We start from the raw sequence: 26,773 nt of genomic DNA, 5'->3' as shown, positions 1-26,773 counted from the left end.
CCGGGCGAGGGGGGCGATCCATGTGTCCTGGCGAATGCCACCTTGCCGCGGCACGGTCAACCACGCCTGCTTGTGCCCGCCCGCCCTGCCATAAGGATCCACCGACCGATGGGCCTCCTCGCCCTGCTCCGCCGCAAGCCGCATGAGCGTTCCGGCTTCGAGCTCTATGGCGCCGCCGTCGCCGCGGCACGGCATCCCTGGTTCTTCGGCCCGCTCGGCGTGCCGGACAGCCTGGATGGCCGTTTCGACCTGGTCGGGCTGCATGTGGCGCTGCTGATCCGCCGGCTGCGCCGGGACCCGGACCCGCGCGGCGCCGCCCTGGCCCAGGCGGTCTTCGATGCCATGTTCGCCGATATGGACGTGAACCTGCGCGAGATGGGGGTGGGCGACCTCTCGGTCGGCAAGCGCGTCAAGGCGATGTGGGAGGCCTTCCACGGCCGCGCCCATGCCTATGAGGCGGCGCTGGATGCGGGGGATGCGCCGGCGCTCGCCGCCGCGCTCGGCCGCAATGTCTGGCGTGACGGGGCAGGCGGGGCGGCGGGGGGCGCCGCGCCTGGCGCGCCACGTCATGGCCGCCGCCGCGGCGCTGGCGACCCAGCCGCTCGCCGGGCTGCTGCGCGGCGAGGCCCGTTTCTCTGCCCCGGAGGAGGCTGCCGATGCCGCCTGAACCCCGCGAATTCTCCCGCCCCCCTCGCCCTCGGCCGGGTTGGCCCCGAGGGGCGGCGGGAGGTGCTGGAGGCCAGTGCCGCGGAATGCGCCGCGCTGGCCCGCCGCTTCGGCATCCCCTCGATCGAATCGCTCCGTGCCGAACTGCACCTGAAGCCGGAGCCGGATGGCGCGGTGCTGGCAGAGGGCCGGCTGGAGGCGACGGTCACGCAATCCTGCGTGGTGACGCTGGAGGCCGTGCCGCAGCAGGTGCAGGAGGCGGTGGCGCTGCGCCTGCTGCCCCCCGGCCGCGCGCCGGACGAGGGGCCGGAGGAGATCGACGAGATCGAAACCGAACACGGCATCGCCGATCTCGGCGAGGCGGTGGCGGAACAGCTTGCCCTGGCGCTCGACCCCTATCCACGGGCGCCCGGCGCCGCCCTGCCCCCGGAGGCGGGTGATGCCGGGGGCGGGAAGCTGGCCGGGCTGGCGGCGCTGCGGCGGCGGCATTGATGCCCCATCCTTGCCGAACTCGGTCTTTCCTGGGCGGCGCCGATGGGGCGAACGCTTGCGTGAGCGGGGGGGCGGTGCTACAGGCCCGCCCTTCCGCTGCACTCAGCCGCTTGTTGAAGAGAGAGGCTCGGCACCATGGCCGTTCCGAAGAGAAAAGTTTCGCCCTCCCGCCGCGGCATGCGGCGGGCCCATGAGGGCCTGAAGGCCGAGGCCCATTCCGAATGCGCCAATTGCGGCGAGCTGAAGCGGCCGCACCATGTCTGCTCCGCCTGCGGCCATTACGACGGGCGCGAGGTGGTGCCGGCGGGGAATGCCCTGAAGTCCGCCATCCGCACCTGACCGGGCCACGGGCCCCTTGCGGCGACGCGTGATGATCTGGCACCGGGAGCGCGCCTGAATGTCGCAATCCTTCTCCCTGGCCATCGACGCCATGGGGGGCGACAACGCGCCTGACAGCGTGCTGGATGGGCTTGAATTGGCCGCCGAACGGCACCCGCAGGCGCGCTTCCTGCTGGTGGGCGACGAGGCGCGGCTCGGCGCCATGCTCGCCCGCCGCAAGCGCGCCGCCAGGCTGTGCAGCCTGCGCCATGCGCCGGGCGTGATCTCATCCGAGATGAAGCCCACCGCGGCGCTGCGCCAGGGCCGCAACAGCTCCATGCGCCTGGCGATCGACGCGGTGGCGGCGGGGGAGGCGGCGGGCGTGGTCTCGGCCGGCAATACCGGCGCGCTGATGGCGCTCGCCAAGATCGTGGTGAAGGCGCTGCCGGAGATCGACCGGCCGGCGCTGGCCGCCATCGGCCCCTCGGCGCGGGGCGATGTGGTGATGCTCGACCTCGGCGCCAATGTGCAGTGCGATGCCCGCAACCTGGTGGAATTCGCGGTCATGGGCCATACCTTCGCCCAGGCGGTGCTCGGCCTGCCGACCCCGAGCTTCGGCCTGCTGAATGTGGGCTCGGAGGAGTTGAAGGGCGACGAGCGCGTCCGCCAGGCCGCCGAGGTGCTGCGGGACAGCCATATCGGCGCGCAATTCCCATGGCTTCATCGAGGGCCATGACATCGCCGCCGGCACCGTCGACGTGGTGGTGACGGATGGCTTCACCGGCAATGTCGCGCTCAAGACCGGCGAGGGCGCGCTGAAGCTGATGCGCGACCTGCTGCGCCAGGTCTTCACCAGCAGCATCCCGGCCCGCGCCGGCTACCTGCTGGCGCGCCCGGCGCTGGACCGCCTGCGCGAATGGATGGACCCGCGCCGCTACAACGGCGCCATCCTGCTCGGCCTGAACGGCGTCGTGGTGAAGAGCCATGGCGGCACGGATGCGGTGGGCTTCGCCCATGCCGTCGATGTCGCCATGGACATGGTGACGCACCGCTTCAACGAACGCATCCGGGAAGGCCTTTCCCACCTCTCCACCCCGGCGCCGAAACTGGCGCCGGTGGCCCGCTAGGGATTCCGCTTCCCATGATCACGCGCGCGCTCATCGCCGGCTGCGGCGGCTACCTGCCGGAGCGGGTCGTGCCGAACGACCGGCTCGGCGCCGACCTCGGCATCGAGACCTCGGATGCCTGGATCGTCGAGCGCACCGGCATCCGCCAGCGGCACATCGCGGCGCCGCAGGAGACCGCCTCCTCCATGGGCGCGGAAGCGGCGCGGCAGGCGCTGGAGCGCGCGGGGATCGGGGCGGAGGCGGTGGATGCCGTCATCCTGGCCACCGCCACGCCGGACCAGGCCTTCCCCGCCAGCGCGGTGCGGGTGCAGCAGGCGCTCGGCATCACCCGCGGCTTCGCCTTCGACCTCTCCGCGGCCTGCACCGGCTTCGTCTATGCGCTCGGCATGGCGGATGCGCTGATCCGCACCGGCCAGGCGCGCTGCGTGCTGGTGATCGGCTCGGAGGTCTTCTCCCGCATCCTGGACTGGACCGACCGCGGCACCTGCGTGCTGTTCGGCGACGGCGCCGGTGCCGTGGTGCTGACCGCCGGGGAGGGCGGGGGCACGGCGGCGGACCGCGGCCTCCTCTCCACCCATCTGCACAGCGACGGCCGCTTCGGCGACATCCTGCTGGTGGATGGCGGGCCGGGCTCCAACGGCCAGTGCGGCAAGCTGCGCATGGCCGGAAGGGAGGTGTTCCGCCACGCCGTCTCCAAGCTCGCCGCCGTGGTCGACGAGGCGCTGGAGGCGAATGGGCTGGGCCATGAGGATGTGCGCTGGCTGGTGCCGCACCAGGCCAACCGGCGGATCATCGATGCCATGGGCAAGAAGCTGAAGCTGCCGGCCGAGCGCGTGGTGGTCACGGTGGACCGCCATGCCAATACCTCCGCCGCCTCCATCCCGCTGGCGCTGGCCGAGGCCGCCGGCGCGGGCCTGATCGAGCGGGGCGACCTGGTGGTGATGGAGGCGATCGGCGGCGGCCTCACCTGGGGCGCGGCGCTGGCGCGGTTCTGAACCCGCCCGGGAGCCTTTCCGCCCCGCAACGACCGGCCTTTTCGCCATGATGGTTGACGCCCGCGGCGGATACCGGTTTTCTAGGCGGATGAAGGGCTTGCGGGAAAAGGCTCCAGGATGAACACCTTGACGCGCGCGAACCTGGCCGAGGCGATCTACGCCCAGGTCGGGCTGTCGCGGAACGAATCCGCCGCGCTGCTGGAAACGGTGCTGGACCGCATGTCGGCCGCCCTGGAGGCCGGCGAGGCGGTGAAGATCTCCGCCTTCGGCACCTTCATGGTGCGGCAGAAGGGCCAGCGCATCGGCCGCAATCCGAAGACCGGGGTGGAGGTGCCGATCCTGCCGCGCAAGGTCCTCTCCTTCCGGCCCTCGCAGGTGCTGAAGGCCCGCATCAACGGCCAGCCGGTGCCGCGCGACGAGGCGCGGGCGTGAGCGAAGACCACGCCGACGCTGCCCGCACCCGCGCCCGCAAGGCGCCCACGGCCTTCCGCACCATCAGCGAGGTCGCGGAGGACCTGCACATCCCGCAGCATGTGCTGCGCTTCTGGGAAACCAAATTCCCGCAATTGAAGCCGCTGAAGCGCGGCGGCGGGCGGCGCTACTACCGGCCCGAGGACATCGCGCTGCTGCGCCGCATCAGCGACCTGCTCTATACCCAGGGCTATACCATCAAGGGCGTGCAGCGCCTGCTGCGGGAAGGCGGGCTGGAGGAAGCCGGGGCGGCGGAGGACACCGACCTGCCGCTGCCCGAGCCGCCAGAATCCGGCGCCGAGGCGCTGCGGGCGGTGCTGGAGGAGCTTGAGGACTTGGCCGAGGAATTGCGCCACCTGGCGCAGGGCTGAAGCCAGGGGTGCCATCGGCATCCGGCGGCGCGCCGGCCTTGCACCCTCGCAGGCCGTACCACGGGCCTGAACGGCGGGGCGGCATGGCCACGGCCGCCCCGCTCCAATTCCCGGTCCCCGGTCCCGCCGCGCGCATGGGGCGCCGCTTCGGTCATGGCTCTGCCCGGGCTTCAGGAGCAGCTAGAGCGTGATCGCTTGAGGTGCTCGCACCGAAAAGCGTGAATCACGCGATCAAACAAAGGCCTGGAGCATGATGCGTGAACGAAGGTGAACGCATCATGCTCTAGTCGATGGTGAGGACGCATCCGACGCCGAAGGTGTCGAGGTCGTCGGTGTGGATCGACCGCAGCCACATGTTGATGAAGCGGCCACTGCCGACCACCGCGCCCTGGTAGACATTGCTGCCCGATCCAAGGGGCCCCCAATGGTCTCCGCCAAAAACGGCTGTCGGCGTCTTCACGCCATCGATCGTGTAGATGTCGAAGGCGAAGGCGTTGTCCCTGTCGAAGTCGTTGAGCGAATCCACCATCGTCACCGATCCCCAGGCCAGGAATCGGCGGACCCTGCCCAGATCGACCGTGGCGCTGGCCGATCCGCCATTGTTCTTGAGCGCGGCCAGGTTGACCCTGAATGCTGGCATGTCACTTTTCCTCCAGCGTCCTGCGGTGGAGTTCGGCAAGTTGCCGGCCCAGCGCGTCGGTGACGAGCGGGTGCTTGACGACCTCGCCGGTGCTGAGATCCACCGACATCGTCGCTTCGCGGCTCGATACGACCGGCATCGCCGTCCTGGTGATGCCAAGGCGATCGGCATCGCCGAAGCGGCTCAGGATGGCGCGGGCATCCTCTTCCGTCACCTCCTGCGGCTGCTCCTTGTCGAGTGTAAAGGACTGATGCGTATGCACGATCGCGCCGGTGGTTTTGTCGTACAGGACATAACGCATTGTGCCCTCCTTCGCGGATAATCACCGCGGGCAGGAGCGTAGAGCCGATCGCATGGTGATCGTTGTGCGCTGCCGCACATGCCTTGCGGCGCGAAGGCTGCCCGGCACCCAGCAATCCGCGGCATCAGCCCGGTGACGGGTGGGAAGCGCCGGCTGGCGTCCCTTGCGGCGGTGCCGGCACCTCCAGCACCGCCCGCAGCCCCGGCCGGTTGTCGCCGAACGTCAGGCGCATGCCGTGCAGTTCCGCCACCGCCGCCACCAGCGCCAGGCCGAGGCCGCTGCCGGGCTGCGACCGCGCCGCATCCAGCCGGTGGAAGCGGCGCAGCACCCGCTTGCGTTCCGCTTCCGGGATGCCCGGCCCGTCATCCGCCACCGCCAGCAGGGCGCCACCACTGGGCCTAGCCTCGAGTGTGAGCCGGATATGCCCGGCCTCCCGCCCATGCGTGACCGCGTTCTCCACCAGGTTGGCGAGCATCTGCGTCACCAGCTCGCGGTCGCCCCAGGCCATGAGGCCGGGGGCCAGGCGCGTCTCCAGCACCTGGCCGCGCGCTTCCGCCGCCGGGGCATAGACCTCGGCCACCGCCTCCGCCACGGCGGTGAGGTCGAGGCGGGTGAAGCCGGCGCGGCGGGCACCGCTTTCCACCTGCGCGATGCGCAGCAGGGCGGCGAAGATGCCGAGGATGCGGTCGCAATCCGCCAGCGCGCCCTCCACCGCCGCCTCCCATTCCGCCTCGCTGCGGGGCGCCGTGCGCAGCGCGGCTTCCAGCCGCTGCCGCAGCCGGGCGAGGGGGGTGCGGAGGTCATGCGCGATGTCGTCCGTCACCTGCCGCACCGCCTGCATCAGCGCCGCCAGCCGGTCGAGCGTGGCGTTGATGCGCGCCGCCAGCCGGTCGAATTCATCGCCGCCCTCGCGCGCGGCCAGGCGGCGGGTGATCTCGCCGGCCTCCACCGCGGCCAGCGCCGCCTCCATCGCCGCCGCCCGCCGGGCCACGCCACGGCCCATGACGGCGCCGCCCAGCAGGCCGAGCAGCAGGGCGCCGCCGCCGACCCAGCCGGCAGCGCCGAGCAGCCGCGCCTCCAACTCCCGCACCGGCGCCAGGTCCCGCGCCACCACCAGGAAGCCGCCGCCCGGCAGCGCCGCGCCAAGGGCGAGCAGGGTGGTTTCCGGCCCGGCCGGGCCGCCCTCCAGCCGCAGGTTGCGCCAGCCGGGCAGGCGCGGCGCCTCGGCGAGGTTGCCGGCGGCCCGCCCGCCATCCGGGGCGGTCAGCGCATAGTATTCGGCGCCGCCGCGATCGGCCGCGAGCCGCGCCTCCACCGAGACGGCGGCCGAGGCCAGGCCGCCGAGCTGCGCCGCCTGCTGCAGCACGCCCATGTCGCGCGCCACCTCCTCGGCGACCTGCCGCGCGGCGAAGCCGGTGGTCGCCCACCAGGCGACGGCCGAGAGCGCGGCGGTGCCGAACAGGGTCAGCGCCAGGTGCAGCAGCGTGACCCGGAAGGCGGTGGTGCGGAGGATGCCGGCGAGGGTGCCGCCCGGGCGTGTCCGGGCCGATGGGTCAGCCGGGGGCATTGTCGGGCGCGCGGATGGTGTAGCCGGCGCCGCGCACGGTATGGATCAGCTCGGTGCCGAAGCCGCGGTCGAGCTTGCCGCGCAGCCGGCTGATATGGGTCTCGACCACGCTGGTCCTGGGGTCGAAATGGAAGTCCCAGACGCCTTCCAGCAGCATGGTGCGGGTCACCACCTGGCCCTCGCGGCGCATCAGGTATTCGAGCAGGCGGAATTCGCGCGGTTGCAGCTCGATCCGGCGGCCGGCGCGGGTCACGCTGCGGCGCAGCAGATCCATCTCCAGGTCGCCCACCCTGAGCACCGTGACCTCGGATTGCAGCGGCGGGCGGCGGGCCAGGGCATTGACCCGGGCCAGCAGCTCGGCGAAGGCGAAGGGCTTGCCGAGATAGTCGTCGGCGCCGGCCTCCAGCCCCTCCACCCGGTCGCCGACCCCGGTGCGGGCGGTGAGGAACAGGGCCGGGCTCCGCACCCCGGCGGCCCGCAGCGCCCGCACCAGGCCGAGCCCATCGAGGCGCGGCAGCATCCGGTCCACCACCAGCACGTCGTAGTCGCCGCTGCCGGCCAGGAACAGCCCCTCCCGCCCATCCGCGGCGCGGTCCACCAGATGGCCGGCCTCGGTCAGGCCGCGGGCGACGTAGTCGGCGGTCTCGGCGTCGTCCTCGACGATAAGGATCTTCACGGGTGGCGACTCCGCGGCCGGGCCGGCCGAGCATGCGGATTGGTAAACCCGCCAGGCCGAGGCGGCCAGGGGCGGAGGCTGCACCACTGCCAGCGCCGTCCGCCTGCGCAGGAATCTCGTCGTTCACGCCGGGATTGCGGGCGATGCCTGCCAACCGCCACGACCATCAGGCCGCGTGCAGGCTGCCGTCCTGCGGCGGATGGGAGCGCAGCCAGGCGGCCCTGCGCAGATCGGGTTCGTTGCGGTTTGGCGGCGCATTACATCCTTTCAGGAACACGCATCTCATGTTGACGCTGCGAATCAAAACATTGTCTGCTTTGCGCGCCGGGCCGAAGGTCGGGAGACTTCGATGAAGTCGATCGGCATGGGGTTGGCGGCGATGGTCGCCACGAGCGCGCTTGCCTATCCGTTGGACATCGGGAACCACGCGCGACGGGCTGTGTCGGGCGGTCTGCCCGTGCGGCGCGCCGGCGCATCCTGGGGCGCTGAGGTCATCCGACTGCGAACGCGGGATTGGGCCGGAGCGTCCAGCAGCCCTTTCCTCGTCATGCCGTTGCCCGCACTCCTGATGATCGGTTGCGGCCCCGCCGTCTTCAATCGCCTCACCGGCCAGCACTTCGCCACGGCGGCCAACCGGTTGCTGATTGCCCCTGGCTCGGGACTTGCGTTCCAGCGCCCCCGTTCGCGCCATATGCGGCGCCGATAGCCGCTTGGCAGGAGGTCGAGGCCAATGTTCGCACGCATCGCCCTGGCTGCCGCGATCACCGTGACGGTGATGCCCGCTCGCGCATTCTGGGACGGAATTGACCGGCTGGCCGTCATGGCGGTCGCCGCCCTGAACGGTGACGAAAAGCTCCTGTTCCGCGACATCCGCATCCACGACTTCGAGCATGGTGGCAGCGACGAAACGCGCTCCGTCTGCGGCGAGGTGTGGTTCGACGGCGAGCCTGACTACGTCCGTTTCGTGCAGCTCTTCGGGCGGCTCGGCGACCGGCCTGAGCCTTTCGGCCTGCCCTTGGTCGCGCACTGGACCGAGACCCCCCCTCCGTCTCGATGCCTTGTGGGACTCGTTCTGCCGTGACGCACCGAGACTCTCCGGGCAGGAGACGATCGCCGCCGTGGCGGACTGAAAACCCGGTCAGGATGGGGATGGACGGGCGGCTGCCCCGATAGGTGGCATTCAGGCGAATACCCGCGGTCGCGCAGCGCCGGCCGAAGCGGCAGCCCCGAAGGTCTCCGGGGCGGCGCCTCCACCGCCTGCCTTTACGGATCGGTAAACCGCTGGCGAGGGCGGGACGAGGGCCGAAGCACCACTCTCATGCTGCAGCCGCCCCTCTTCCCGGGGGGTAGCCCCGAGATGAGGAGCTGACCATGCCCAAGACCAATCCCCGCCGCGGCGCGATCCTGGCCTCCGGCGTACTGGCGCTGGCGCTTGCCACCACCGCGCTCGTCCCCCTGCCGCACCAGGCCACCGCCCAGCAGGCACCCGCCGCCAGCACCGCCATCGCCCTGCCACGCCCGGCCGGGCCGGACTTCGCCGATCTCGCGGCAAAGGTGACGCCGGCGGTGGTGCGGGTCAGCGTGATCGGGCATGTGCAGAACGCCGCCGCCGAAATACCGCCGGAGTTGCGCGGCACGCCCTTCGAGGAATTCTTCCGCCGCTATGGCGGCAGCCCGACCCCGCGCCGGATCGCCGGCCAGGGGTCCGGCTTCATCATCGACCCGGCCGGCTTCATCGTCACCAACAACCACGTGGTCGGCAATGCGGACCAGGTGAAGGTCGAACTGGCCGATGGGCGGGACCTGCCGGCCAAGGTGGTCGGCACCGATCCGCAGACCGACCTGGCGCTGCTGAAGGTGGAGGCCGGTGGTGCGCTGCCGACCGTGGCCTTTGGCGACAGCGACCATCTCCGCGTCGGCGAATGGGTGGTGGCCATGGGCAATCCCTTCGGCCTCGGTGCCAGCGCCACGGCGGGCATCGTCTCGGCGCGCGGCCGGCAGATCGGCGCCGGGCCCTATGACGACTTCATCCAGACCGATGCGCCGATCAACCCCGGCAATTCCGGCGGCCCGCTGTTCAACACCACGGGTGAGGTGGTGGGCGTGAACACCGCGATCTTCTCGCCCTCCGGCGGCAATATCGGCATCGGCTTCGCGGTGCCCTCGCGCCTCGCGCAGCATGTGGTGGCGCAGTTGAAGGATCATGGCCGGGTGGAGCGCGGCTGGCTCGGCGTCTCCATGCAGCGGCTGGACCCGGAGATGGCGGCGGCCCTGTCCGTGCCGGAGGCCAAGGGCGCGGTGGTGGCCGCGGTGGAGCCGAATTCCCCGGCGGCCCGGGCCGGGCTGCAGCCGGGCGATGTGATCGTGGGCGTGAATGGCCGGCCGATCGCGCAGCCGCGCGCCCTGGCGGCGGCGGTGGCCGAGCTGAAGCCCGGCGCCGAGACGAAGCTGGCCGTGCTGCGCAATGGCGAGCGGACCGAGCCGCAGGTGACCATCGGCACGCCGCCCAACGCCCGGATGGCGCAGGGCGGCGCGGCCGGGCAGGAGCGGGAGCAGCTTGGCCTGGCCCTGGCCCCGAACGGCAAGGGTGAAGGGGCGGTGGTGGCCCAGGTGGCGCCGGATGGCTTGGCCGCGGAGCGCGGGATGCAGCCGGGCGACGTGATCCTCCGCGCCGGCGGCCAGGTGGTGCACGGGCCGGCCGATGTGGCCAAGGCGGTTGACGCGGCGCGCCAGGCCGGGCGCAGCGCCATCGCGCTGCAGATCGAGCGGGAGGGCGGACGGGCGATCGTCGCGCTGCCGCTGCGGACTGGCTGAGGATGGCCGGACCCGGCGGCCTGCCTTCGGGGGGGCCGCCGGGGCTGGGCCGGGCCTGGACCACAGCCTTTCAGGCTGTGGTCTAGCCTTGTCAGGGTGGCCAACTGTGCCGTCCCGGCCGAAAACGTTGGGCGTTTCCGGCAAGGACGACGTTGGACTAGCCGAGCCGGGCCTGGGATGCTACCACGCCCGGCGTCGGATCGTAGCGCAGCCTGGTAGCGCACTTGTCTGGGGGACAAGGGGTCGTGGGTTCAAATCCCGCCGGTCCGACCACTTCGCCCACGGGCGCCCCCCCTGCCGCAGCAAGCAGCGTAACCGGCCACGGCGCCGGGGCACCGCGGCCGGTTCCGGCGTGGCTCAGGCCATGTTCACCATGATCGTCTTCTTGTGAGTGAAGTGCTCCAGCATCGCCTCCAGCGAGGCCTCCTTGCCGAGGCCGCTGCTCTTCACGCCGCCATAGGACAGGTTGGCCTGCACCACCAGGTTCTGGTTGATCTGCACCAGCCCCGCCTCCAGCCGGTGCGCGAGGTCCAGCCCCACCTTCAGGTTGTTGGTCCAGAGGCTGGCGGCCAGGCCGTATTCGCTGTCATTCGCCTCGGCCAGTACCGCCTCCGGCTCGTCGAAGGGCTGGATCACCGTCACCGGGCCGAAGATCTCCTCCCGCACCAGCCGGCTCTTGCTGTCGAGACCGGTGAAGATGACGGGTTGCAGGAACAGGCCCTTCTTCAGCGCCTGGTCCTTCGGCATGGCGGAGCAGACATGCGCGGTGGCGCCGGCCGTCGCCTTTCCCTCCTCGATGAAGCTCTGCACCTTCTCGAACTGGCCGGTCGAGATGATGGTGCCGATATCGGTCTTCTCGTCCAGCGGGTCGCCCATCACCATGGCATCCACCGCGGTCTTCATCGCCTGCACGAAGCGGTCGAAGATCGGGCGTTCCACATAGATGCGGCTGGCCGCGGTGCAGCTCTGCCCCTGGCGGGTGAAGCGCATGGAGGTCAGCGCGCCGGAGACGGTCTTGTCGAAGTCGCAATCGGCGAAGACGATCATCGGCGACTTGCCGCCGAGTTCCAGCGTGACCGGGATCAGCTTCTCGGCCGCCGCCTTGGCCACGATCTTGCCGGTCTCGACGCTGCCGGTGAAGGTCAGCTTCCGCACCAGCGGGTGCTCGACCAGCGGCGCGCCGCATTCCGGGCCGAAGCCCGAGAGCATGTTGAAGACGCCGGGCGGCAGGACGCGGTTCATCAGCTCGCAGACGCGCAGCACCGCGAGCGGCGCCTCCTCGGCGGATTTCACCACCACGGAATTGCCCGCCACCAGTGCCGGCGCCACCTTCAGCGCCATCAGCAGCATCGGCACGTTCCAGGGGATGATGGCGCCCACCACCCCCAGCGGCTCCCGCACCGTCACGCTCAGGACATTGGGGGCGAAGGGCACGCTCTCGCCCTTCAACTCGCTGCCGAGGCCGCCGAAGAATTCGAAGATATCGGCGACCACGCCGGCCTCGACCCGGCTTTCGGTCCGCAGCGCCTTGCCGGTTTCCAGCGCGATGAGCCGCGCGAGTTCCTCGGCATGATCCTTCAGCAGGGCGGCGCATTGATGCACCAGGGCGCCGCGCTTCCGCGCCGGGAGCTTGGCCCATTCCTTCTGGGCCTCAGCGGCGTTCCGCACGGCGGCATCGACATCCGCGGCATCGCCCTCGGCGGCCTGCGCCACCTGCTGGCCGGTGGCGGGGTTCACCACCGCGAAGCTGCGGCCGCTGCGGGCGGGCACATAGCCGCCGCCGATGAAATGAAAGCCTGAAAGCGCCTTGGCCAGCGCGAAGGGATCGTTCGAGGGGGCAGAGGGGGTGGGGTGCGGCCGGTCGAGCATGGGTTCCTCCCGGGATAGGCGGGTCGTATAAGCCGGGCTGGACAATGATTCCATGGCCCGCGCGCGGCAAGGCACTTGGGCCCGGCGCCGGAAGCTGGAAGGGGACTGATTGCATGGAAAAGCCGCCGACCGGCCCTTTGAAGGGTATCCGCGTCCTGGACCTGACGCGGGTCCTGGCCGGCCCGACCTGCACCCAGATGCTGGGCGATCTCGGCGCCGAGATCATCAAGATCGAGCGGCCGGAAGCCGGGGACGACACCCGCGGCTTCGCCCCGCCCTTCGTGCCGAACACGAAGGAGAGCGCCTATTTCGTCGGCGTGAACCGCAACAAGAAGTCGATCACGGTGGATATCGCCAAGCCCGAGGGCCAGGCCATCATCCAGCGGCTGCTGGAGAGCTGCGACATCCTGGCCGAGAATTTCAAGGTCGGTGCGCTGGCGAAATACGGGCTCGGCTGGGAACAACTCTCGGCGAAGTATCCGCGGCTGATCTACTGCTCCATCACCGGCTTCGGCCAGACCGGCCCCTATGCGCCGCGCCCCGGTTATGACGCGCTGATCCAGGCCATGGGCGGGGTGATGAGCCTGACCGGCGACCCGGACGGCTCGCCGCAGAAGGTGGGCGTGCCGGTGGCCGACCTCTTCGCTGGGCTCTATGGCTGCATCGGCATCCTGGCCGCGCTGCAGCACCGCAACGCCACGGGCCAGGGCCAGCAGATCGATATCGGCATGCTGGACACGCATGTGGCCTGGCTGGCGAACCAGGGCATGAACTACCTCGCCACCGGGGAGAACCCGCCGCGGCTCGGCAACCAGCATCCGAATATCGCGCCCTACCAGGAATTCCCGACCAAGGATGGCTACATCATCCTGGCAGTCGGCAACGACCCGACCTTCGAGCGCTTCTGCCGGGCCTTCGGGCAGGAGCACCTGCTGGCCGACGAGCGCTTCGCCAGCAACCCGAAGCGCGTCGCCAATCGCCAGGCAGTGACGGATACGCTGACGCCGGTGATGCGCTCCCGCACCACCGCCGAGTGGATCGACCAGTTGGAGGCGCTGAAGATCGGCTGCGGCCCGATCAACACGCTGGAGCAGGTCTTCGCCGACCCGCATGTGCAGGCGCGCGGCATGGTGGTGGAGATGCCGCATGCCAGCGGCGAGACGGTGAAGGTCATCGCCAACCCCGTGAAGCTCTCCGCCACGCCGCCCGACTACCGCAGCCCGCCGCCGCTGCTCGGCCAGCACACGGCGGAGGTGTTCTCCGAACTGCTCGGCATGGGCGAGGCGGAGATCGCCGACCTCAAGGCCAGGGGCATCGTTTGACGATGCGGCAGGGGATGCGGCAGGGCGCCCTCCGCTACCTGCTGGCGCCCGGCTTCTTCACGCTCCGCTGGTGGGAATGGGGGCCGGAGGATGGCGCCCCCGTTCTCTGCATCCATGGCCTGACCCGCAGCGGCCGGGATTTCGATGCGCTGGCCGGGGCGCTGGCGGCCGAGGGGCGGCGCGTGCTCTGCCCGGACCTCCCCGGCCGCGGCGCCTCGGACTGGCTGCCCGACCCGGCGCTCTATGCGCCACCGACCTATGTGGCGGCGCTGTCGCATCTGCTGGCGCGGCTGGAGGGGCCGGTGGACTGGATCGGCACCTCGCTCGGCGGCATCTGCGGCATCGCGGTGGCGGCGCTGCCGGGCAACCCGGTGCGCCGCCTGGTGCTGAACGATATCGGCAGCCATGTGCCGGAGGCGGCAATGGCCCGCATCCGCGACTATATCGGCGAGATGCCGGACTTCGCCGACCTGCCGGCGCTGGAGGCGCATCTGCGCGCCGTCCATGCCCCCTTCGGCCCGCTGACCGATGCCGAATGGCGGCACCTGGCGGCCACCTCCTGCCGCCCCGCCGAACCTGGCCCCGGGCTCAGCCTGCATTACGACCCGGCCATCGCCACCCCGATCCGGGCGGTGGCGCCGGCGGCGATGGACCTTTCCGCCTACTGGGCCCGCGTCACCGCGCCGACCCTGCTGATCCGCGGCGCTGAAAGCGACCTGCTGCTGGCCGAGACGGCGCGGGAGATGGCGGCGCGGCCGGGGGTGCGGCTGGCGGAGATCCCCGGCTGCGGCCATGCGCCGGCCCTGATGGACGCGGCGCAGATCGGGCTGGTCGCCGGCTTCCTGGCGGGCTGACCGGCCCGGTCGGCGAAGGGCCGCAGGCCCGGAGGCGTGAACCGGCCCGGAGGTGCAAGCCTACTCCACGGCGGTATCGGCCGCCGGCCCCTTGGGCAGCACCGCCTGGAGCGAGGTGCGGATCACCGCCGCCAGGGGCCCCGGTGCGCGCAGCGCGGCTTCCAGCGCCGGCAGGTCGGCCTCGGTCTCCACCGCAAGCACCGGCACCCGGAAGGCGGCGCACCATTGCAGGAAATCCGGGTTCTCCAGCGTGGTGCCGGAAACCCGGCCGGGATGCGCCCGCTCCTGGTGGATGCGGATGCTGGCATAGCTGCCATTGTCGGAGAGCAGCAGCTTCACCGGCACGCCGCGCGCCACCGCCACCGCCAGCTCGGCGCCGGTCATCAGCGCCCCGCCATCGCCGAGCGCGCAGATCACCTGCCGCTCCGGGTGGCGCAGCGCCGCGGCCACCGCCGCCGGCATGCCGAAGCCCATGGCGCCGGAGACGGGGGCCAGCAGGCGTTGCGGCGGCGTCCAGGCGGTCTTGCGGTAGAAGGGGGCGCCGAAGGTACCGGCATCGAGCGCCACGATGGCATCCGGGGCGGCGACGCGCTCCACCAGCTTGGCGACGAGCGCGAAGGGAATGCCGTCCGGGGCGGGGCGGGTCACCACCTCGCAATCCGCCAGATGGAGGCGGCGCAGCCGAGCATTCCAGCCGGCGCGCGCTGCGGGCGCGGTGGCGGCCTCGCCGGCCAGCGCCGCGATCACCGCCCGCGCATCGGCGGCGATGGCAAGCTCCGCCGGGAATTGCCAGCCGAGGAAGCGCGGCTCGGCGCAGACATGCACCAGGCGCTGGCCTGGTGCCGGCCAGGTCCAGCCCTGGGTGGTGATGTCGGTGAGCCGCGTGCCGAGCGCCAGCACCAGATCGGCCTCCGCGAAGGCGGCGCGCTGCGCGTCCGGGTTCCGCAGCCCGAGATCGCCGGCATAGAGCGGGTGGTTGTTGGGAAACAGGTCCTGCCGGCGGAAGGAGACGGCCACCGGCAATTGCCAGGCCTCGGCGAAGCCGAGCAGCGCCTCCCGCCCGCCCGGCGTGTCGAAGGCATGGCCGGCGAGCAGGATCGGCCGCTCCGCCCGGCGCAGCAGCTCCGCCAGCCGTGCCACATCCGCCGCGGCGGGGGGGCATCGGGCGGGACAGGGTGGCCGGCACCAGGGGCGCGGCGCAGTCCATCGCCAGCACGTCCTCGGGCAGCGACAGCACCACCGGGCCGGGGACGCCGCCCATGGCCTGCGCATAGGCGCGGGCGATCAGTTCCGGCACCTGGTCCGGCTCCGTGGCCTCGCCGACCCATTTCGCCACACCGCGGAACATATTGGCGTAGTCGATCTCCTGGAAGGCGTTGCGGCGGAGGTCGCGCCGCTCCACCTGACCGACCAGCAGGATAAGCGGCACCGCATCCTGCTCGGCGGTATGCACCGCGATGCTGGCATTGCAGGCGCCGGGGCCGCGCGAGACCAGCACCACCCCCGGCCGGTGCGTCAGCTTGGCATCCGCCACCGCCATGAAGCCGGCGCCGCCCTCGCTGCGGCAGGTGACGAGGTCGATGGTGGCGTGCGCGTGCAGCGCGTCCAGCAGGGCGATGTAGCTCTCGCCGGGAACGCAGAAGGCGCGGTCGATGCCCTGGGCGGCCAGGAATTCGGTGAGGCGTTCGGCGGCGGTGGGCATGTGGCGCGCATCTCCTTCAGGCCCCCGCTGCGTAGCGCTGGCAGGGCCCGCCGCCAAGCCGGCGCGTGGTTCAGGCCCTGTGGCGGCGGATCAGCCGGCCCGGCCGCTCCCCGGTCATGCCCTGGCTGGCGCGGAAGGTGGGCACGCCATTGGTCCAGACCTCCTCGATTCCCTCGGCGGGCAGGGTCGGTTCCTCGAAGGTCGCACGGTCGATGACCCGGTGCGGGTCGAAGAGCACCAGGTCGGCATAGGCGCCGGGGCGCAGCACGCCGCGATCCTCCATGCCGAACAGCGCGGCGGTGCGCCCTGTCATCTTGTGGATGGCGGTCTCCAGGTCCAGCAGGCCGAGTTGCCGGCTGTACAGGCCGAGCACCCGCGGGAAGGTGCCCCAGAGCCGCGGATGCGGATGCGCCTCCTGCGGGATGCCGTCCGAGCCGATGACGGAGAGCGGATGCGCCATGATGCGGCGCACATCCTCCTCGTCCATCTGGAAGGTGATGGCGCCAGCGGGCAGCAGGCGTTCGGCGGCGCTGCGGATATCGGTGTTCCAGCCGCGCGCGACGTCGGCGAGATCCCGGCCGTTCATCTCCGGATGCGGCACGGACCAGGAGACGATGACGCGGCATTCCGGCCGCAGCCGGTCCGGCATCAGCACGGTGGCGCCGGCGGGGTAGGGATACATGTCGTAGCCCACCTCCTGCATGGCGGCGGCGGCCTCGATCAGCGCGAGCGTCTGCACGCTGCGTCCGTAATTCTCCGGCATCGAGCATTTGTGGTGGCTGATCCAGACTGGCACGCCGATGCGCTTGCCGATCTTCAGCGTCTCCTCGATGGAGGCGCAGACCCGGTCCGCCTCGTCCCGCATATGCGTGACGTAGAGTCCGCCGGCGGCGCGCAGCGGCTCGCCGACCGCGATCACCTCCTCCGTCGTCGCCATCATGTTGGGCTTGTAGTAGAGGCCGGTGGAGAAGCCGGAGGCGCCTTCCGCCAGCGCCTCCGCCACCTGGCGGCGCATGCGCTCGATCTCGGCATCCGTGGCGGGGCGGTTGAGGTCCTCGCCCATGGCGCCGGCACGCAATGCCATATGGCCGACCAGCGCATAGGTGTTCACGGCCGGCGGCGATTTGGCCAGGGCCTGCGCGTATTCCCCGAAACTGCCGAAGGCATAGGCGGCCTCGTCGCCGAGCAGGTCGAGCGGCGGCACCGGGCGGCGCTGCATGCGCGTCGGCGCCAGGCTGATGCCGCAATTGCCGACCACCACGGTGGTGACGCCCTGGCTGGATTTGCAGCGCAGGCATTCCGGGCCGCAGAGCACGGCGCGGTCGTCATGGGTATGCGCGTCGATGAAGCCGGGGGCCAGCGCCCGGCCGGTGGCGATCACCTCGCGGTCCGCGCTGGCGGCGGAGAGGTCGCCCACCGCCACGATGCGGTCGCCGGTGACGCCGAGATCGCCGGTGCTGCGCGGCGCGCCGGTGCCGTCGATGAGGGTGGCATCGCGGATGATGAGGTCGCAGCGGAGCATGCCGGTTCCGTCCAGGGCTGGGGCAGGGCGACAAGTGTGGCCGGGGCGGTCGGGCTTGTCACCGGCCGGCATTCTGGCGGGTGGGAGCGTTCTCGAAATGATCTTGACGACTCCATGGAATCAGGCCTATATTCCTAGATCGAGATTGCCGGAGACTTCATAGACGTCCGAAATAATTACTCCAGAGGCTGGCAAGGAAAGGACATGGCTTCGAGGGCGGACCGGCAATGGGCGCACCAACCACCCCGAGGACATCCTCTGGCTCAAGGCGGCGTTGCAAGTGCTTGGCCGCTACAACGACCGCGAGCGGAACGGCTACATCACCCGCGCGCTCGATGATGCCATCCGGGGCTACCAGCGCGACCGCGGCCTGCGGCGCGACGGCTATCTCGATCCGGGCGGCGAGACGGAATGCACCCTCTGCATCGAACTGGCGCGCCTGGCCGGGAGGGCACGGCCGTGAGCGATACTCTTGACGCCGCCGGGCCAGCCGATGCCGATATGGCAGCCGGGCTGCTGGATGCGGCCCGGAATTTCTTCTCCTTGACCGAGCGTGGCTTTGACTTTTTCGGCTATGACACCGCAGCCGAGAACCTGCGGCGTTATCGGAGCGGGCAGGGTGGCTTGGAGGAGTACTCAAATAGAGAGATCGAGCGCCATCCAGCCTTGCTCGAGGCGGAGGACACGAGTCGTACGCGTTTCGAGAGTTTTACCTTCACAGGCCGCACCAAGGTCGCGCCCCTGGGCGTGGTGTAGGAGATCGCCACCGTAATGGTGGCGGCCATCGTGGTGGTCCTGGGTAGGGTTGGGTTGTCGAGACCTGCACCCCGAACCTTGGACACCCACGATGACCGACGACAGGATTGCCCTTCGGGAGCTTCTGGAGAAGGGCTCTGATGCGAGCTTCCTCCGCGAGATGATCGGCTTTGCCGCCCAGAGGCTGATGGAGTTGGAGACCGATGGCCTATGCGGCGCCGCCCATGGCGAACGCAGCGCCGAGCGGATGAACCAGCGCAACGGCTATCGGGACCGCGACTGGCAGACCCGGGCGGGGACAGTCGAGCTGCGCATTCCCAAGCTCCGGAAGGGCACTTACTTCCCGGCCTTTCTGGAGCCCCGCAGGACGGCGGAGAAGGCGCTGACGGCGGTGATCCAGGAAGCCTACGTCCAGGGCATCTCGACCCGCTCGGTCGACGACCTGGTCCGCGCCATGGGCATGGAGGGGATCAGCAAGAGCCAGGTGTCCCGGCTGTGCACTGAGATCGACGGCCGGGTGCAGGATTTCCTCTCCCGGCCGATCGAGGGCGATTGGCCCTACCTGTGGCTCGACGCCACCTACGTGAAGGTGCGCGAGGCCGGGCGCGTGGTCTCGGTGGCCGTCACCGTCGCGGTGGGCGTCAACAGCGATGGGCGGCGCGAGGTGCTCGGCATGGCGGTCGGCGCCTCCGAGGCGGAGACCTTCTGGACCGACTTCCTGCGCGGCTTGTCGCGTCGCGGCCTGCGCGGGGTGAAGCTGGTGGTCTCCGACGCCCACGAAGGCCTAAAGGCGGCCGTCAGCCGCGTCCTGCGGGCCACTTGGCAACGCTGCCGGGTGCATTTCATGCGCAACGCCACCGCCCATGCCGGGAAGACCCAGCGCCGCATCGTCTCGGCCTGGATCGGCACCGCCTTTGCCGAAGCCGACGCCCCTGCCGCGCATGCGCAATGGCGGACCGTCGCCGACCAACTCCGCCCCAAGGTGCCGAAGCTCGCCGCCCTGATGGATGCCGCCGAGGAGGATGTGCTGGCCTTCATGGACTTCCCGCCGCAGCACCGCGCCAAGATCCACAGCAACAACCCAATCGAGAGGCTGAACGGCGAGATCAAGCGGCGCACCGACGTCGTTGGCATCTTTCCAAACGACGCCGCCGTCGTTCGCCTGGTCGGCGCCATCCTCCTCGAGCAATCCGATGAGTGGGCAACCCAACGATCCCGCTACATGACCCTGGAGACGATCGGCACTCTCAGCGATACTGCCGTCGTCAGCTTGCCTGCCGTGACAACCTGACGCGGCGATCAGGCCCGCCCAGGAGCACCGCTCCTACACCACGACGGGGGACACGACCCGCACCAATAACCGAGGTGTTAACGAGGGGCTTCTTGGATTGCAGGAAGGAGAAACCTTCAACTTCGATGATTATTGGGACACACCCGCAACTGCGAGTCGGCCATCCACCTATTTGGCCTTCGGCCGGAGCGCTATCAAATCGGATGGAACCTTCAGTGCCGAGCGCAATGGTGACATGCTCACGATCCGAGGCACCGTGGCGCACGGTTTTGGTCCCAAGGAAATCTTCGACTTCAACCCGGGCCAGCCTGGCCGCGATGCAGCCGAAATTCTGGAGCGGGCTGGTGAAGCCGCACCTTTCCGTATGAGCTATGATCGTTCCCAGGATGTACAGGCCGAACTGCGCTACGGGCCAAATGGCACGCTGACGCTGCAGAGCGCATCCTGGGGCCGCATCCGTTGAGGGGCATTCGTATGCGGCGGCGCTCGAAGTGGATTGCAATAAGCTTTGGCTTCGGCGCAGCGCTCTTGGTCGTGGCAACGCTTGTGCCGACACAGGTCTACAAGCCGAGTTGCGGGCGCACTCCGAAGTGGGGCCTCGGCGGACCACCACAATTGGAAGGGCCGCTGCGCCTGGAATACATCGAGATGTTCACAAGCGCCATGGACGAGGGCGGGTTCCGGTACTGGCGGTTCGGTAATACCATCCTTATCCCTCTGTGGCCGGTATTCGACGGCAAAGACCGCTGGGACTGGACCAACTTCACCCTCAACATGGAACGGCGGATCGCAGACTCGGTCGCGAATGGATACACGGCCCACGGCTGCGGCCCCCCCTCCCGAGGGGCTGCGCCGGCTGTTGGGGAACTACAAGACGACCTGCGGCATACCCCCCGACCGGCTGCCGGGTGGCCGGGTCGTCTACCCGAGCGGCTTCTCGGTTGCCGGCGACTGCGCCCTCTTTCGCGCCGCCGTCATCCGCACCGAGGACATGCCCCAGCCCTTGCCGGGGTTGGAGCGTGCTGCCATCCCTTCAGGGATTATTGGTGGGCCACCGAAGCGCGACCCCGAGCCTCAGGCCCCGTAGATCTCCCGCGCCGCCGCCTCGCTCACCAGCCCATCCGCCACATCCCGCCGCACCAGCGCCGGATCGCGCGCCTTCGGGTCGCCCATCCCCCCGCCACCGGGCAGCTTCAGCAGCAGCCGCCGGCCCTTCGGGATGATCTGGAAGCCCTTGGTGCGCAGCGGCGTGCCGTTCGGGTCGTTCAACCCGACCCAGCCATTGGCCCCGTCGCCGCCGCCCTCGCGCCCTTTCGGTGCATTGGCCACCCGGTCGAAGATGGCATTCACCGCGAATTCGGCATCGCCCTTGGCGCCGATCTCCATCACCTGGCCGAAGCCGCCGCGGGTGCGGCCGGGGCCGGCGCTGTCCGGGCGCAACTCCTTCCGCCAGAAGATCACCGGCGCGACGTTCTCCGTGGCTTCCACCGGCATGGTGCGGACGCCCGAGGGGAAGGCGATGCCGTCCAGCCCGTCCTTAGCCGGGCGGGCGCCGGTGCCGCCGGAATTGAAGGTGATGATCTCGAAATCCTCGACCTCCGCTGCCTGGCCGGAGACCTGCGCGCCGCCACGCAGCGGCGGGTTCCAGAGCGCCGAGGAGCCCTCGGCATTCACCCGCCCCGGCACCGCCTGGTGCAGGCAGCCCATCATCAGGTCCGGCAGCAATTGCCCGACCACGTGCCGCACGCTGACAGGGTAGGGCCGCGGCGCGTTCAGGATGCAGCCCTCCGGAATCTCCATATGGAAAGGCGAGAGCGAGGCCCAGTTGTTCGGGACTTCCGGTGCCACGACGCATTTGATCCCGAAGCAGGAATAGGCGCGGCAATAGGCCGGCGGCACATTGATGCCGCGGCCCGAGAGGCCGGAGGTGCCGGCGTAATCCACCACGATGCGGTCGGGATGCACCGTCATCGCGGCATTCAGCGTGACCTCGGATTCATAGCCATCGGACTTGATCTGTGCGCGATAGGTGCCGGCTGGAATCCGGGCGATCTCCTCCAGCGTCGCCCGCAGGCTGCTGGTGAAGATGTAGTCGGCCAGCGGGTCGAGGCTGTCCATGCCGAATTCGTCCAGCATCTCCACCAGCCGCTTGGCGCCGGCATCGTTGCAGGCGCAAAGCGAGTAGATGTCGCCCTCCAGCTCCACCGGGGTGCGGCTGCCTGCCCGGATGAAGTCGAAGAAGGTCTCGTTCGGCACGTCGCGGTCGAAGCACTTCACGATGGGGATGTAGAGCCCCTCCTCGAAGACGCTGCGCCCCTCGGGCCCCATGCCGAGGCCGCCGATATCGATGATATGCGCCGTATTGGCAAAGAGGCCGACGATGGCGCCGTTGCGGAAGGCGGGCGTCACCACCGTCAGGTCGTGCAGGTGGCCGGTGCCGAGCCAGGGGTCGTTGGTGATGTAGTGGTCGCCCGGCCGCATGCCGGCGGCCGGAAATTTCGCCAGGAAATGGCCGACGCTCTCCATCATGGAATTGACATGGCCCGGCGTGCCGGTGACGGCCTGGGCCAGCATCCGCCCCTGCAGATCGAAGATGCCGGCGGAGAGATCGCCTGCCTCCCGCACCGTGGTGCTGAAGGCGGTGCGGATCATGGTCTGCGCCTGTTCCTCCACCACCGCGATCAGGCGGTTCCACTGGATCTGGCGCTGGATGGTGGCCAAACCAAGGGCGTCCTGCATGGGCTAATTCTCCTACGAGTGGGCCATTGAGCCTTGTTTTAGTCTCTAATCATGTACTCAATATAAGAGGGACAATTCCAGGCGCCCGCCTGAAAAGAGCGGAGGTAATGCTTGACCTGGATACGATCGCTCTGAAAAGAAAAAGAATTGTGTTCTGAACCTCTCGATTCAGCCACCGGCCGGCCCCATTCATAAGTGAGTTGATTAAAAACTAAATTTGGATTTCTAGCGCACCAAGTTGCCTGCTCGTCGAGCCAAAGCATAATGCGATAAACTTCGTTATTTCTCAGATTGTAAATGACTTCTGCATTTATGGTGGTGTGCGCGCCTTGAGGTCCAGCTAAATACACCGTTCTCTTTCTTGCAAATACTTCTTTAGTGTCTGTGATGCCGAATTCTAGATCCCTGCGAGCAGAAATCTGCTCTAATAAACTCCCGATGAAGATTCCTTCTATGTTTGTTCGCATTATAACATTTGATGGTGCTTGACTTCTGTGCGTCGGGAGCAATCGGTCAATCAGTGCGTGGAAAACACTCAATTTGCACGTGTCTCGCTGGCCTAACGCCCTTACTATGTCACCCTCGAGTACTGCCCTGGACTCCGCCGTCTGCTCATACTGGACTGCTCCTCGTACCCCAAGGGCGCTGAGGCGGGCTAGCACCCCGCGTAGTTCGGCTTCCGCCTGTCCGCTTAGGCGCATGCCGGAATTTGTACGCTCAAGCGGTATTCTCTCGCAAAGACCATCAGCGGTCTCTCTGATCAAACGCAACGCGTCAGCGGCTTCGGGCACCTGTGCGTGCAATTTGCCGCTTATTAAGAGGGCAAAGGCGAGTAGCGAAACCATCGTAACCAGTGCCTGTGCCATCTCCGCGCTCCACACAAGAAGTATCCGCAGCACCAGTGCAAACGAATTCACGTGCCGTACTGCAGTAACTCGAGATTTCTCAACCCATCCATCCGGCAGGACCACCCCGGCCCCACCAGCGTGCTCGTCTCGTCTTCCGCCACGATGCACGGCCCCGCCACGCTCGCGCCCGACGCCATGGCGGTGCGGTCGTAGACCGGCCATTCCGTCACCTCGCCCGTCGCGGTGTCGCGCACCATCTGGGTGCGGATCGGAGCAGGGGCGGGGGCGGGGACCACCCTGGCGACGGGCTCGATCGCTTCCGTCGTCGTCGCCACCGTCACGGCGAAGCTCAGCACCTCCACGTCGCTGCCGGGGACGGGGCGGTCGTAGAACTTCGTGTACTCGACGTCATAGAGCGCGCGGATCTCCCGCACATCCGCTGCCGTCAGGTCGCGCGCCGGCAGCGGCACCGCGATCTCGTGGCCCTGGCCGACATAGCGCATATAGGCCAGCCGGTGCTCCACGGTCGGCGCGCCCAAGGCGCCCTGCGAGACCACCGTTATCGCCTCCTCCGCCATGCCGGCCAGCAGCGCATTCACCGCCGGCACGTCGAAGCTGGCGAAGCGCTGGTAGAGGCTCCGCACCACCTCATAGGCCACCGGCGCGCGCAGGAAGCCGATGGCGCTGCCGACGCCGGCGCCGCTCGGCACCAGCAGGCGGCGGATGCCGATCTTCTCCGCCACCCGCGTGCCATGCACCGGCCCGCCGCCGCCGAAGGCGATCAGGGTGCGGCCCTCGAAGCCCTTGCCGCTCTCGATGGCATGGACGCGGGCGGCATTCGCCATGTTCTCGTCCACCATCTCCACCACGCCGAGCGCCGCCATCTCCGGCGAAAGGCCAAGCCGGCCGCCGACCTGCGCCGCCAGCGCATCCCGCGCCGGCTCCGGGTAGAGGCGGAGCGAACCGCCGGCGAAATTCGCGGGGTCGTAGCGGCCGAGCGCCAGGTTGGCATCCGTCACCGCCGGCCTGGCCCCGCCGCGGCCGTAGCAGGCCGGGCCGGGAACGGCGCCGGCGCTTTCCGGCCCCACCTGGATGCGGCCCATGCCATCCACCTGCGCGATGGAGCCGCCCCCGGCGCCGATCTCCACCATCTCGATCACCGGGATGCGCAGCGGCAAGCCGGAGCCCTTCTTGAAGCGGCCGACCCGCGCCACCTCGAAGGTCCGGCTGGCCTGGGGCCGGTAGTCGTCGATCAGGCAGATCTTCGCCGTGGTGCCGCCCATGTCGAAGGACAGCACCCGGTCGAACCCGCGCTGCCGCGCCACATGCGCGGAGAAGATGGCGCCGCCCGCCGGGCCGCTCTCCACCAGCCGGATCGGGAAGCGCGCCGCGGTCTCGAGCGTGGTGAGCCCGCCGCCCGAGAGCATCATGAAGAGCGGGCAGGCCAGCCCCGCCTCGCGCAGCCCGACCTCCAGCCGGCCGAGATAGCTGGCCATCAGCGGCTGCACATAGGCATTGGCGGCGGTGGTGCTGAACCGCTCCCATTCCCGCATCTCGGGCGAGACCTCGCTGCTCAGCGAGACCGGCACCTCCGGCCAGAGCCGGCGCAGGATGGCGGCGGCCTGGCGCTCATGCGCCGGGTTCACGAAGCCATGCAGGAAGCCGATGGCGACCGCCTCGATCCCCTCCGCCCGCATGAACGCCACCTGCCGCGCCACCGCGGCTTCGTCCAGCGGCAGCAGCACGGCGCCGGTATTGTCGAGCCGTTCCGGCACGGGCAGGCGCCAGCGGCGCGGCACCAGCGGCTCCGGCAGGCTGATGTTCAGGTCGTACTGGTCGTAGCGGGACTCGTTGCCGAGCGCCAGCACGTCGCGGAAACCCTCGGTGGTCAGCAGCGCGGTGCGGGCGCCCTTGCGCTCGATGATGGCATTGGTGGCGAGCGTGGTGCCGTGGATCACCATGGCGATGTCGCCCGGCGCCATGCCGGCATTGCCCAGCACCGCCCGCACGCCGGCCAGTACGCCCTGTTCCGGGGCGGCGGGGGTGGTGAGCACCTTGGCGGTCCAGCGCTGGTCGTCCTGCTCGATGGCGAGGTCGGTGAAGGTGCCGCCGATATCCACCGCAAGACGGGCGGCGCTGCCGCCCTCGGCTGCCAGGCCTGCCGTCACTGCGCGAGTTCCGCCGCGAAGCGCTGGGCGACCGCGCAGGCCGCCGCGAAATCCTCGATCCGCATGTCTTCCTTCGGGTTGTGGCTGCCGTGCTGGTTCCTGACGAACAGCATGCCGGCCGGCACGCCGGCCTGGGCGAAGGCCGCCGCATCATGGCCGCCGCCGGAGGCCATCGCCCGATAGGGGATGGCAAGCGCCTCCGCCGCGCGTCTCAGCCCCGCCTGCACGCCGGCATCCATCGGGCCGGGGCGGCTGCCGCCCTCCGGCCCGAGATCGAAGCGCACGCCGCGCCGCGCCTCGATCTGCGCCACCCGGTCATACAGCACCTCGAAGACCGCATCGCAGCTGTGCAGGTTCACGCTGCGCACATCCAACTGGAAGGTGGCCTCGCCGGGGATCTTGGTGAAGCCCGCCTCGGCCGTGGTGGCCATTGTGCAAAAGGTGCAGACCAGGTGGTGGCCCTCCGCCTCCAGCCGGCACCAGGTCTCGTCCAGATGATAGGCGAGGTCGGCCAGGGCGATCGCCGCGTCGCGCCGGTATTTCCGGGGCGTGCCGCCGGAATGGTTGTATTCGCCGAGCACCCGCCCCTGGCGCAGCCGCCGGCTGCCGGGGATGCCGGTGACGATGCCGATGGGGATGCCCTCCGCCTCCAGCACCGGCCCCTGTTCGATATGCACCTCCAGGAAGGCCGCGACATTGTCGGGGCCGAGTTCCTTGCCACCACGCTCCACATGGGCGGGATCGAAGCCTTCCTCCCGCATGTGCTCGGCGAGCGTCCTGCCGCTGTCCATGCGGCGGATCTGCAATTCCTCCGCCGGCAGGGTGCCGAGCGCGCCGCGGCTGCCGGGGTAGGAGGTGGGGAACCAGGCCCCCGCTTCCTCCGCCCGCGTCACCATCACCGTGATATCGCGGCCCGGGGTGAAGCCCGCCTGCTTCAGCCCGGCCACGGCGGCGAGCCCGGCCAGCACGCCGGCCGCGCCATCGAAATTGCCGCCCTGCCGCACGCTGTCGAGATGGCTGCCGAGCAGCACGCGCTTCGCCGCCCGGTCGGTGCCCGGCAGGGTCATGTACAGGTTGCCGACCGGGTCCGCCCGCACCTCCAGCCCCAGCCCATCGGCGGTCTCCCGCATCAGCGCATGCGCCATGCGCTCGCCCGGTCCATAGGCTTCGCGGGTGATGCCGGTGCCATCGAAGCTCCGTGCCCGGAGCTCGGCGAAAAGCCGCTCGGCGAGCGCGACGTCAGGGGTGAGGTTCGGGATCATGG

The 26,773-nt window shown here is 69.8% G+C and carries 25 protein-coding genes, 1 tRNA gene and 2 pseudogenes; 16 read left to right on the top strand and 12 right to left on the bottom strand.

Annotated elements, in window-relative coordinates:
- The first annotated feature begins 108 nt into the window (after positions 1 to 108).
- From KSF81_RS30410 to KSF81_RS22965, 6 genes and pseudogenes are all read left to right on the top strand, one after another.
- A complete protein-coding gene (locus tag KSF81_RS30410; RefSeq protein ID WP_254453705.1) occupies positions 109 to 1,158 on the top strand; it encodes a YceD family protein in 1,050 nt (349 codons plus the stop codon).
- A gap of 135 nt (positions 1,159 to 1,293) precedes the next feature.
- Positions 1,294 to 1,497, top strand: a complete 204-nt coding sequence (gene rpmF / locus KSF81_RS22985) for a 50S ribosomal protein L32 (RefSeq protein WP_217380936.1) — start codon at positions 1,294 to 1,296, stop codon at positions 1,495 to 1,497.
- A 58-nt stretch (positions 1,498 to 1,555) separates the two neighbouring features.
- A pseudogene (gene plsX / locus KSF81_RS22980) lies at positions 1,556 to 2,603 on the top strand (phosphate acyltransferase PlsX).
- A gap of 14 nt (positions 2,604 to 2,617) precedes the next feature.
- Positions 2,618 to 3,598, top strand: coding sequence for a beta-ketoacyl-ACP synthase III (locus KSF81_RS22975; RefSeq protein WP_217380935.1), 981 nt, complete (start codon positions 2,618 to 2,620; stop codon positions 3,596 to 3,598).
- Positions 3,599 to 3,715: 117 nt separating this feature from the next.
- Entirely contained in the window at positions 3,716 to 4,030 is a 315-nt protein-coding gene (locus KSF81_RS22970; protein WP_217380934.1) for an integration host factor subunit alpha, read from the top strand.
- Positions 4,027 to 4,440 carry a MerR family transcriptional regulator gene (locus KSF81_RS22965; RefSeq protein WP_217380933.1) on the top strand — a complete coding sequence of 138 codons (414 nt, stop codon included), beginning with the start codon at positions 4,027 to 4,029 and terminating at the stop codon, positions 4,438 to 4,440. The genes KSF81_RS22970 and KSF81_RS22965 overlap by 4 nt, the downstream gene beginning before the upstream one ends.
- A 283-nt stretch (positions 4,441 to 4,723) precedes the next feature.
- Here KSF81_RS22965 and KSF81_RS22960 read toward each other — a convergent pair whose 3' ends face one another.
- The 4 genes from KSF81_RS22960 to KSF81_RS22945 form a co-directional block, all read right to left on the bottom strand.
- Positions 4,724 to 5,080 (bottom strand): hypothetical protein, encoded by a 357-nt coding sequence (locus tag KSF81_RS22960; protein WP_217380932.1) that lies wholly within the window; start codon positions 5,078 to 5,080, stop codon positions 4,724 to 4,726.
- A gap of 1 nt (position 5,081) precedes the next feature.
- Positions 5,082 to 5,381, bottom strand: coding sequence for a hypothetical protein (locus KSF81_RS22955; protein ID WP_217380931.1), 300 nt, complete (start codon positions 5,379 to 5,381; stop codon positions 5,082 to 5,084).
- 124 nt (positions 5,382 to 5,505) lie between these two features.
- Positions 5,506 to 6,948, bottom strand: a complete 1,443-nt coding sequence (locus tag KSF81_RS22950; RefSeq protein ID WP_217380930.1) for a HAMP domain-containing sensor histidine kinase — start codon at positions 6,946 to 6,948, stop codon at positions 5,506 to 5,508.
- Positions 6,935 to 7,624 (bottom strand): response regulator transcription factor, encoded by a 690-nt coding sequence (locus tag KSF81_RS22945; protein ID WP_217380929.1) that lies wholly within the window; start codon positions 7,622 to 7,624, stop codon positions 6,935 to 6,937. Before KSF81_RS22945 ends, KSF81_RS22950 begins: the two co-directional genes overlap by 14 nt.
- A 349-nt stretch (positions 7,625 to 7,973) precedes the next feature.
- Here KSF81_RS22945 and KSF81_RS22940 point away from each other — a divergent pair, with 349 nt between their 5' ends.
- The 4 genes from KSF81_RS22940 (at position 7,974) to KSF81_RS22925 (ending at position 10,711) form a co-directional block, all read left to right on the top strand.
- On the top strand, positions 7,974 to 8,330 hold the full coding sequence (locus tag KSF81_RS22940; protein WP_217380928.1) for a hypothetical protein: 357 nt from the start codon (positions 7,974 to 7,976) through the stop codon (positions 8,328 to 8,330).
- A 24-nt stretch (positions 8,331 to 8,354) separates the two neighbouring features.
- On the top strand, positions 8,355 to 8,705 hold the full coding sequence (locus tag KSF81_RS22935; RefSeq protein WP_217380927.1) for a hypothetical protein: 351 nt from the start codon (positions 8,355 to 8,357) through the stop codon (positions 8,703 to 8,705).
- A gap of 290 nt (positions 8,706 to 8,995) precedes the next feature.
- Positions 8,996 to 10,438 carry a Do family serine endopeptidase gene (locus tag KSF81_RS22930; RefSeq protein ID WP_217380926.1) on the top strand — a complete coding sequence of 481 codons (1,443 nt, stop codon included), beginning with the start codon at positions 8,996 to 8,998 and terminating at the stop codon, positions 10,436 to 10,438.
- Between the two features lie 196 nt (positions 10,439 to 10,634).
- Positions 10,635 to 10,711: transfer RNA gene (locus KSF81_RS22925), tRNA-Pro, on the top strand.
- A gap of 84 nt (positions 10,712 to 10,795) precedes the next feature.
- On the opposite strand, the gene KSF81_RS22920 is transcribed toward KSF81_RS22925, so the two are convergent.
- Positions 10,796 to 12,307 (bottom strand): aldehyde dehydrogenase family protein, encoded by a 1,512-nt coding sequence (locus KSF81_RS22920; RefSeq protein WP_217380925.1) that lies wholly within the window; start codon positions 12,305 to 12,307, stop codon positions 10,796 to 10,798.
- Between the two features lie 113 nt (positions 12,308 to 12,420).
- Here KSF81_RS22920 and KSF81_RS22915 point away from each other — a divergent pair, with 113 nt between their 5' ends.
- Together KSF81_RS22915 and KSF81_RS22910 are read left to right on the top strand one after the other, a co-directional pair.
- A complete protein-coding gene (locus KSF81_RS22915) occupies positions 12,421 to 13,629 on the top strand; it encodes a CaiB/BaiF CoA-transferase family protein (RefSeq protein WP_217380924.1) in 1,209 nt (402 codons plus the stop codon).
- 14 nt (positions 13,630 to 13,643) lie between these two features.
- Positions 13,644 to 14,483 (top strand): alpha/beta fold hydrolase, encoded by an 840-nt coding sequence (locus tag KSF81_RS22910; RefSeq protein WP_217380923.1) that lies wholly within the window; start codon positions 13,644 to 13,646, stop codon positions 14,481 to 14,483.
- Positions 14,484 to 14,543: 60 nt separating this feature from the next.
- Here the strand turns inward: KSF81_RS22910 and KSF81_RS22905 are convergent, their stop codons facing one another.
- The 3 genes and pseudogenes from KSF81_RS22905 to KSF81_RS22895 form a co-directional block, all read right to left on the bottom strand.
- Positions 14,544 to 15,623, bottom strand: coding sequence for a thiamine pyrophosphate-dependent enzyme (locus tag KSF81_RS22905; RefSeq protein WP_217380922.1), 1,080 nt, complete (start codon positions 15,621 to 15,623; stop codon positions 14,544 to 14,546).
- Between the two features lie 265 nt (positions 15,624 to 15,888).
- Positions 15,889 to 16,185, bottom strand: a pseudogene (locus KSF81_RS22900) (thiamine pyrophosphate-binding protein); the annotation flags it as partial.
- Positions 16,186 to 16,255: 70 nt separating this feature from the next.
- Positions 16,256 to 17,707, bottom strand: coding sequence for an amidohydrolase family protein (locus tag KSF81_RS22895; protein WP_217380921.1), 1,452 nt, complete (start codon positions 17,705 to 17,707; stop codon positions 16,256 to 16,258).
- 172 nt (positions 17,708 to 17,879) lie between these two features.
- Here KSF81_RS22895 and KSF81_RS22890 point away from each other — a divergent pair, with 172 nt between their 5' ends.
- From KSF81_RS22890 to KSF81_RS22875, 4 genes are all read left to right on the top strand, one after another.
- Positions 17,880 to 18,170 carry a peptidoglycan-binding domain-containing protein gene (locus KSF81_RS22890; RefSeq protein ID WP_309139742.1) on the top strand — a complete coding sequence of 97 codons (291 nt, stop codon included), beginning with the start codon at positions 17,880 to 17,882 and terminating at the stop codon, positions 18,168 to 18,170.
- Positions 18,167 to 18,463 (top strand): hypothetical protein, encoded by a 297-nt coding sequence (locus KSF81_RS22885; protein WP_217380919.1) that lies wholly within the window; start codon positions 18,167 to 18,169, stop codon positions 18,461 to 18,463. The genes KSF81_RS22890 and KSF81_RS22885 overlap by 4 nt, the downstream gene beginning before the upstream one ends.
- Before the next feature lie 91 nt (positions 18,464 to 18,554).
- Positions 18,555 to 19,754 (top strand): IS256 family transposase, encoded by a 1,200-nt coding sequence (locus KSF81_RS22880; protein ID WP_217379024.1) that lies wholly within the window; start codon positions 18,555 to 18,557, stop codon positions 19,752 to 19,754.
- A 97-nt stretch (positions 19,755 to 19,851) separates the two neighbouring features.
- Positions 19,852 to 20,217 carry a hypothetical protein gene (locus tag KSF81_RS22875; RefSeq protein ID WP_217380918.1) on the top strand — a complete coding sequence of 122 codons (366 nt, stop codon included), beginning with the start codon at positions 19,852 to 19,854 and terminating at the stop codon, positions 20,215 to 20,217.
- 611 nt (positions 20,218 to 20,828) lie between these two features.
- Here the strand turns inward: KSF81_RS22875 and KSF81_RS22870 are convergent.
- The 4 genes from KSF81_RS22870 to KSF81_RS22855 are packed head-to-tail and all read right to left on the bottom strand — an operon-like array spanning position 20,829 to position 26,771.
- Positions 20,829 to 22,493 (bottom strand): hydantoinase B/oxoprolinase family protein, encoded by a 1,665-nt coding sequence (locus tag KSF81_RS22870; RefSeq protein ID WP_217380917.1) that lies wholly within the window; start codon positions 22,491 to 22,493, stop codon positions 20,829 to 20,831.
- A gap of 38 nt (positions 22,494 to 22,531) precedes the next feature.
- Positions 22,532 to 23,359: a hypothetical protein gene (locus tag KSF81_RS22865; RefSeq protein WP_217380916.1), complete on the bottom strand. Its 828-nt coding sequence runs from the start codon at positions 23,357 to 23,359 to the stop codon at positions 22,532 to 22,534.
- A gap of 47 nt (positions 23,360 to 23,406) precedes the next feature.
- Positions 23,407 to 25,509 carry a hydantoinase/oxoprolinase family protein gene (locus KSF81_RS22860; RefSeq protein WP_309139654.1) on the bottom strand — a complete coding sequence of 701 codons (2,103 nt, stop codon included), beginning with the start codon at positions 25,507 to 25,509 and terminating at the stop codon, positions 23,407 to 23,409.
- Positions 25,506 to 26,771: a hydantoinase/carbamoylase family amidase gene (locus KSF81_RS22855; protein ID WP_217380915.1), complete on the bottom strand. Its 1,266-nt coding sequence runs from the start codon at positions 26,769 to 26,771 to the stop codon at positions 25,506 to 25,508. The genes KSF81_RS22860 and KSF81_RS22855 overlap by 4 nt, the downstream gene beginning before the upstream one ends.
- Positions 26,772 to 26,773: the final 2 nt, after the last annotated feature.

It is taken from the genome of Siccirubricoccus sp. G192 (genome assembly GCF_019084075.1).
Classification (GTDB): domain Bacteria; phylum Pseudomonadota; class Alphaproteobacteria; order Acetobacterales; family Acetobacteraceae; genus G192.
Note: the sequence above shows the minus strand (reverse complement) of the source record. Positions and strands in the feature narration are given on the sequence as shown.

What these genes read in the sequence shown, in the direction of transcription:
- KSF81_RS30410 (WP_254453705.1), top strand. Translation starts at nt 109, where the DNA reads ATGGGCCTCCTCGCCCTGCTCCGCCGCAAGCCGCATGAGCGTTCCGGC.
- rpmF (WP_217380936.1), top strand. Translation starts at nt 1,294, where the DNA reads ATGGCCGTTCCGAAGAGAAAAGTTTCGCCCTCCCGCCGCGGCATGCGG.
- KSF81_RS22975 (WP_217380935.1), top strand. Translation starts at nt 2,618, where the DNA reads ATGATCACGCGCGCGCTCATCGCCGGCTGCGGCGGCTACCTGCCGGAG.
- KSF81_RS22970 (WP_217380934.1), top strand. Translation starts at nt 3,716, where the DNA reads ATGAACACCTTGACGCGCGCGAACCTGGCCGAGGCGATCTACGCCCAG.
- KSF81_RS22960 (WP_217380932.1), bottom strand. Translation starts at nt 5,080, where the DNA reads ATGCCAGCATTCAGGGTCAACCTGGCCGCGCTCAAGAACAATGGCGGA.
- KSF81_RS22955 (WP_217380931.1), bottom strand. Translation starts at nt 5,381, where the DNA reads ATGCGTTATGTCCTGTACGACAAAACCACCGGCGCGATCGTGCATACG.
- KSF81_RS22950 (WP_217380930.1), bottom strand. Translation starts at nt 6,948, where the DNA reads ATGCCCCCGGCTGACCCATCGGCCCGGACACGCCCGGGCGGCACCCTC.
- KSF81_RS22940 (WP_217380928.1), top strand. Translation starts at nt 7,974, where the DNA reads ATGAAGTCGATCGGCATGGGGTTGGCGGCGATGGTCGCCACGAGCGCG.
- KSF81_RS22935 (WP_217380927.1), top strand. Translation starts at nt 8,355, where the DNA reads ATGTTCGCACGCATCGCCCTGGCTGCCGCGATCACCGTGACGGTGATG.
- KSF81_RS22930 (WP_217380926.1), top strand. Translation starts at nt 8,996, where the DNA reads ATGCCCAAGACCAATCCCCGCCGCGGCGCGATCCTGGCCTCCGGCGTA.
- KSF81_RS22920 (WP_217380925.1), bottom strand. Translation starts at nt 12,307, where the DNA reads ATGCTCGACCGGCCGCACCCCACCCCCTCTGCCCCCTCGAACGATCCC.
- KSF81_RS22915 (WP_217380924.1), top strand. Translation starts at nt 12,421, where the DNA reads ATGGAAAAGCCGCCGACCGGCCCTTTGAAGGGTATCCGCGTCCTGGAC.
- KSF81_RS22910 (WP_217380923.1), top strand. Translation starts at nt 13,644, where the DNA reads ATGCGGCAGGGCGCCCTCCGCTACCTGCTGGCGCCCGGCTTCTTCACG.
- KSF81_RS22895 (WP_217380921.1), bottom strand. Translation starts at nt 17,707, where the DNA reads ATGCTCCGCTGCGACCTCATCATCCGCGATGCCACCCTCATCGACGGC.
- KSF81_RS22880 (WP_217379024.1), top strand. Translation starts at nt 18,555, where the DNA reads ATGACCGACGACAGGATTGCCCTTCGGGAGCTTCTGGAGAAGGGCTCT.
- KSF81_RS22870 (WP_217380917.1), bottom strand. Translation starts at nt 22,493, where the DNA reads ATGCAGGACGCCCTTGGTTTGGCCACCATCCAGCGCCAGATCCAGTGG.
- KSF81_RS22865 (WP_217380916.1), bottom strand. Translation starts at nt 23,359, where the DNA reads ATGGCACAGGCACTGGTTACGATGGTTTCGCTACTCGCCTTTGCCCTC.
- KSF81_RS22855 (WP_217380915.1), bottom strand. Translation starts at nt 26,771, where the DNA reads ATGATCCCGAACCTCACCCCTGACGTCGCGCTCGCCGAGCGGCTTTTC.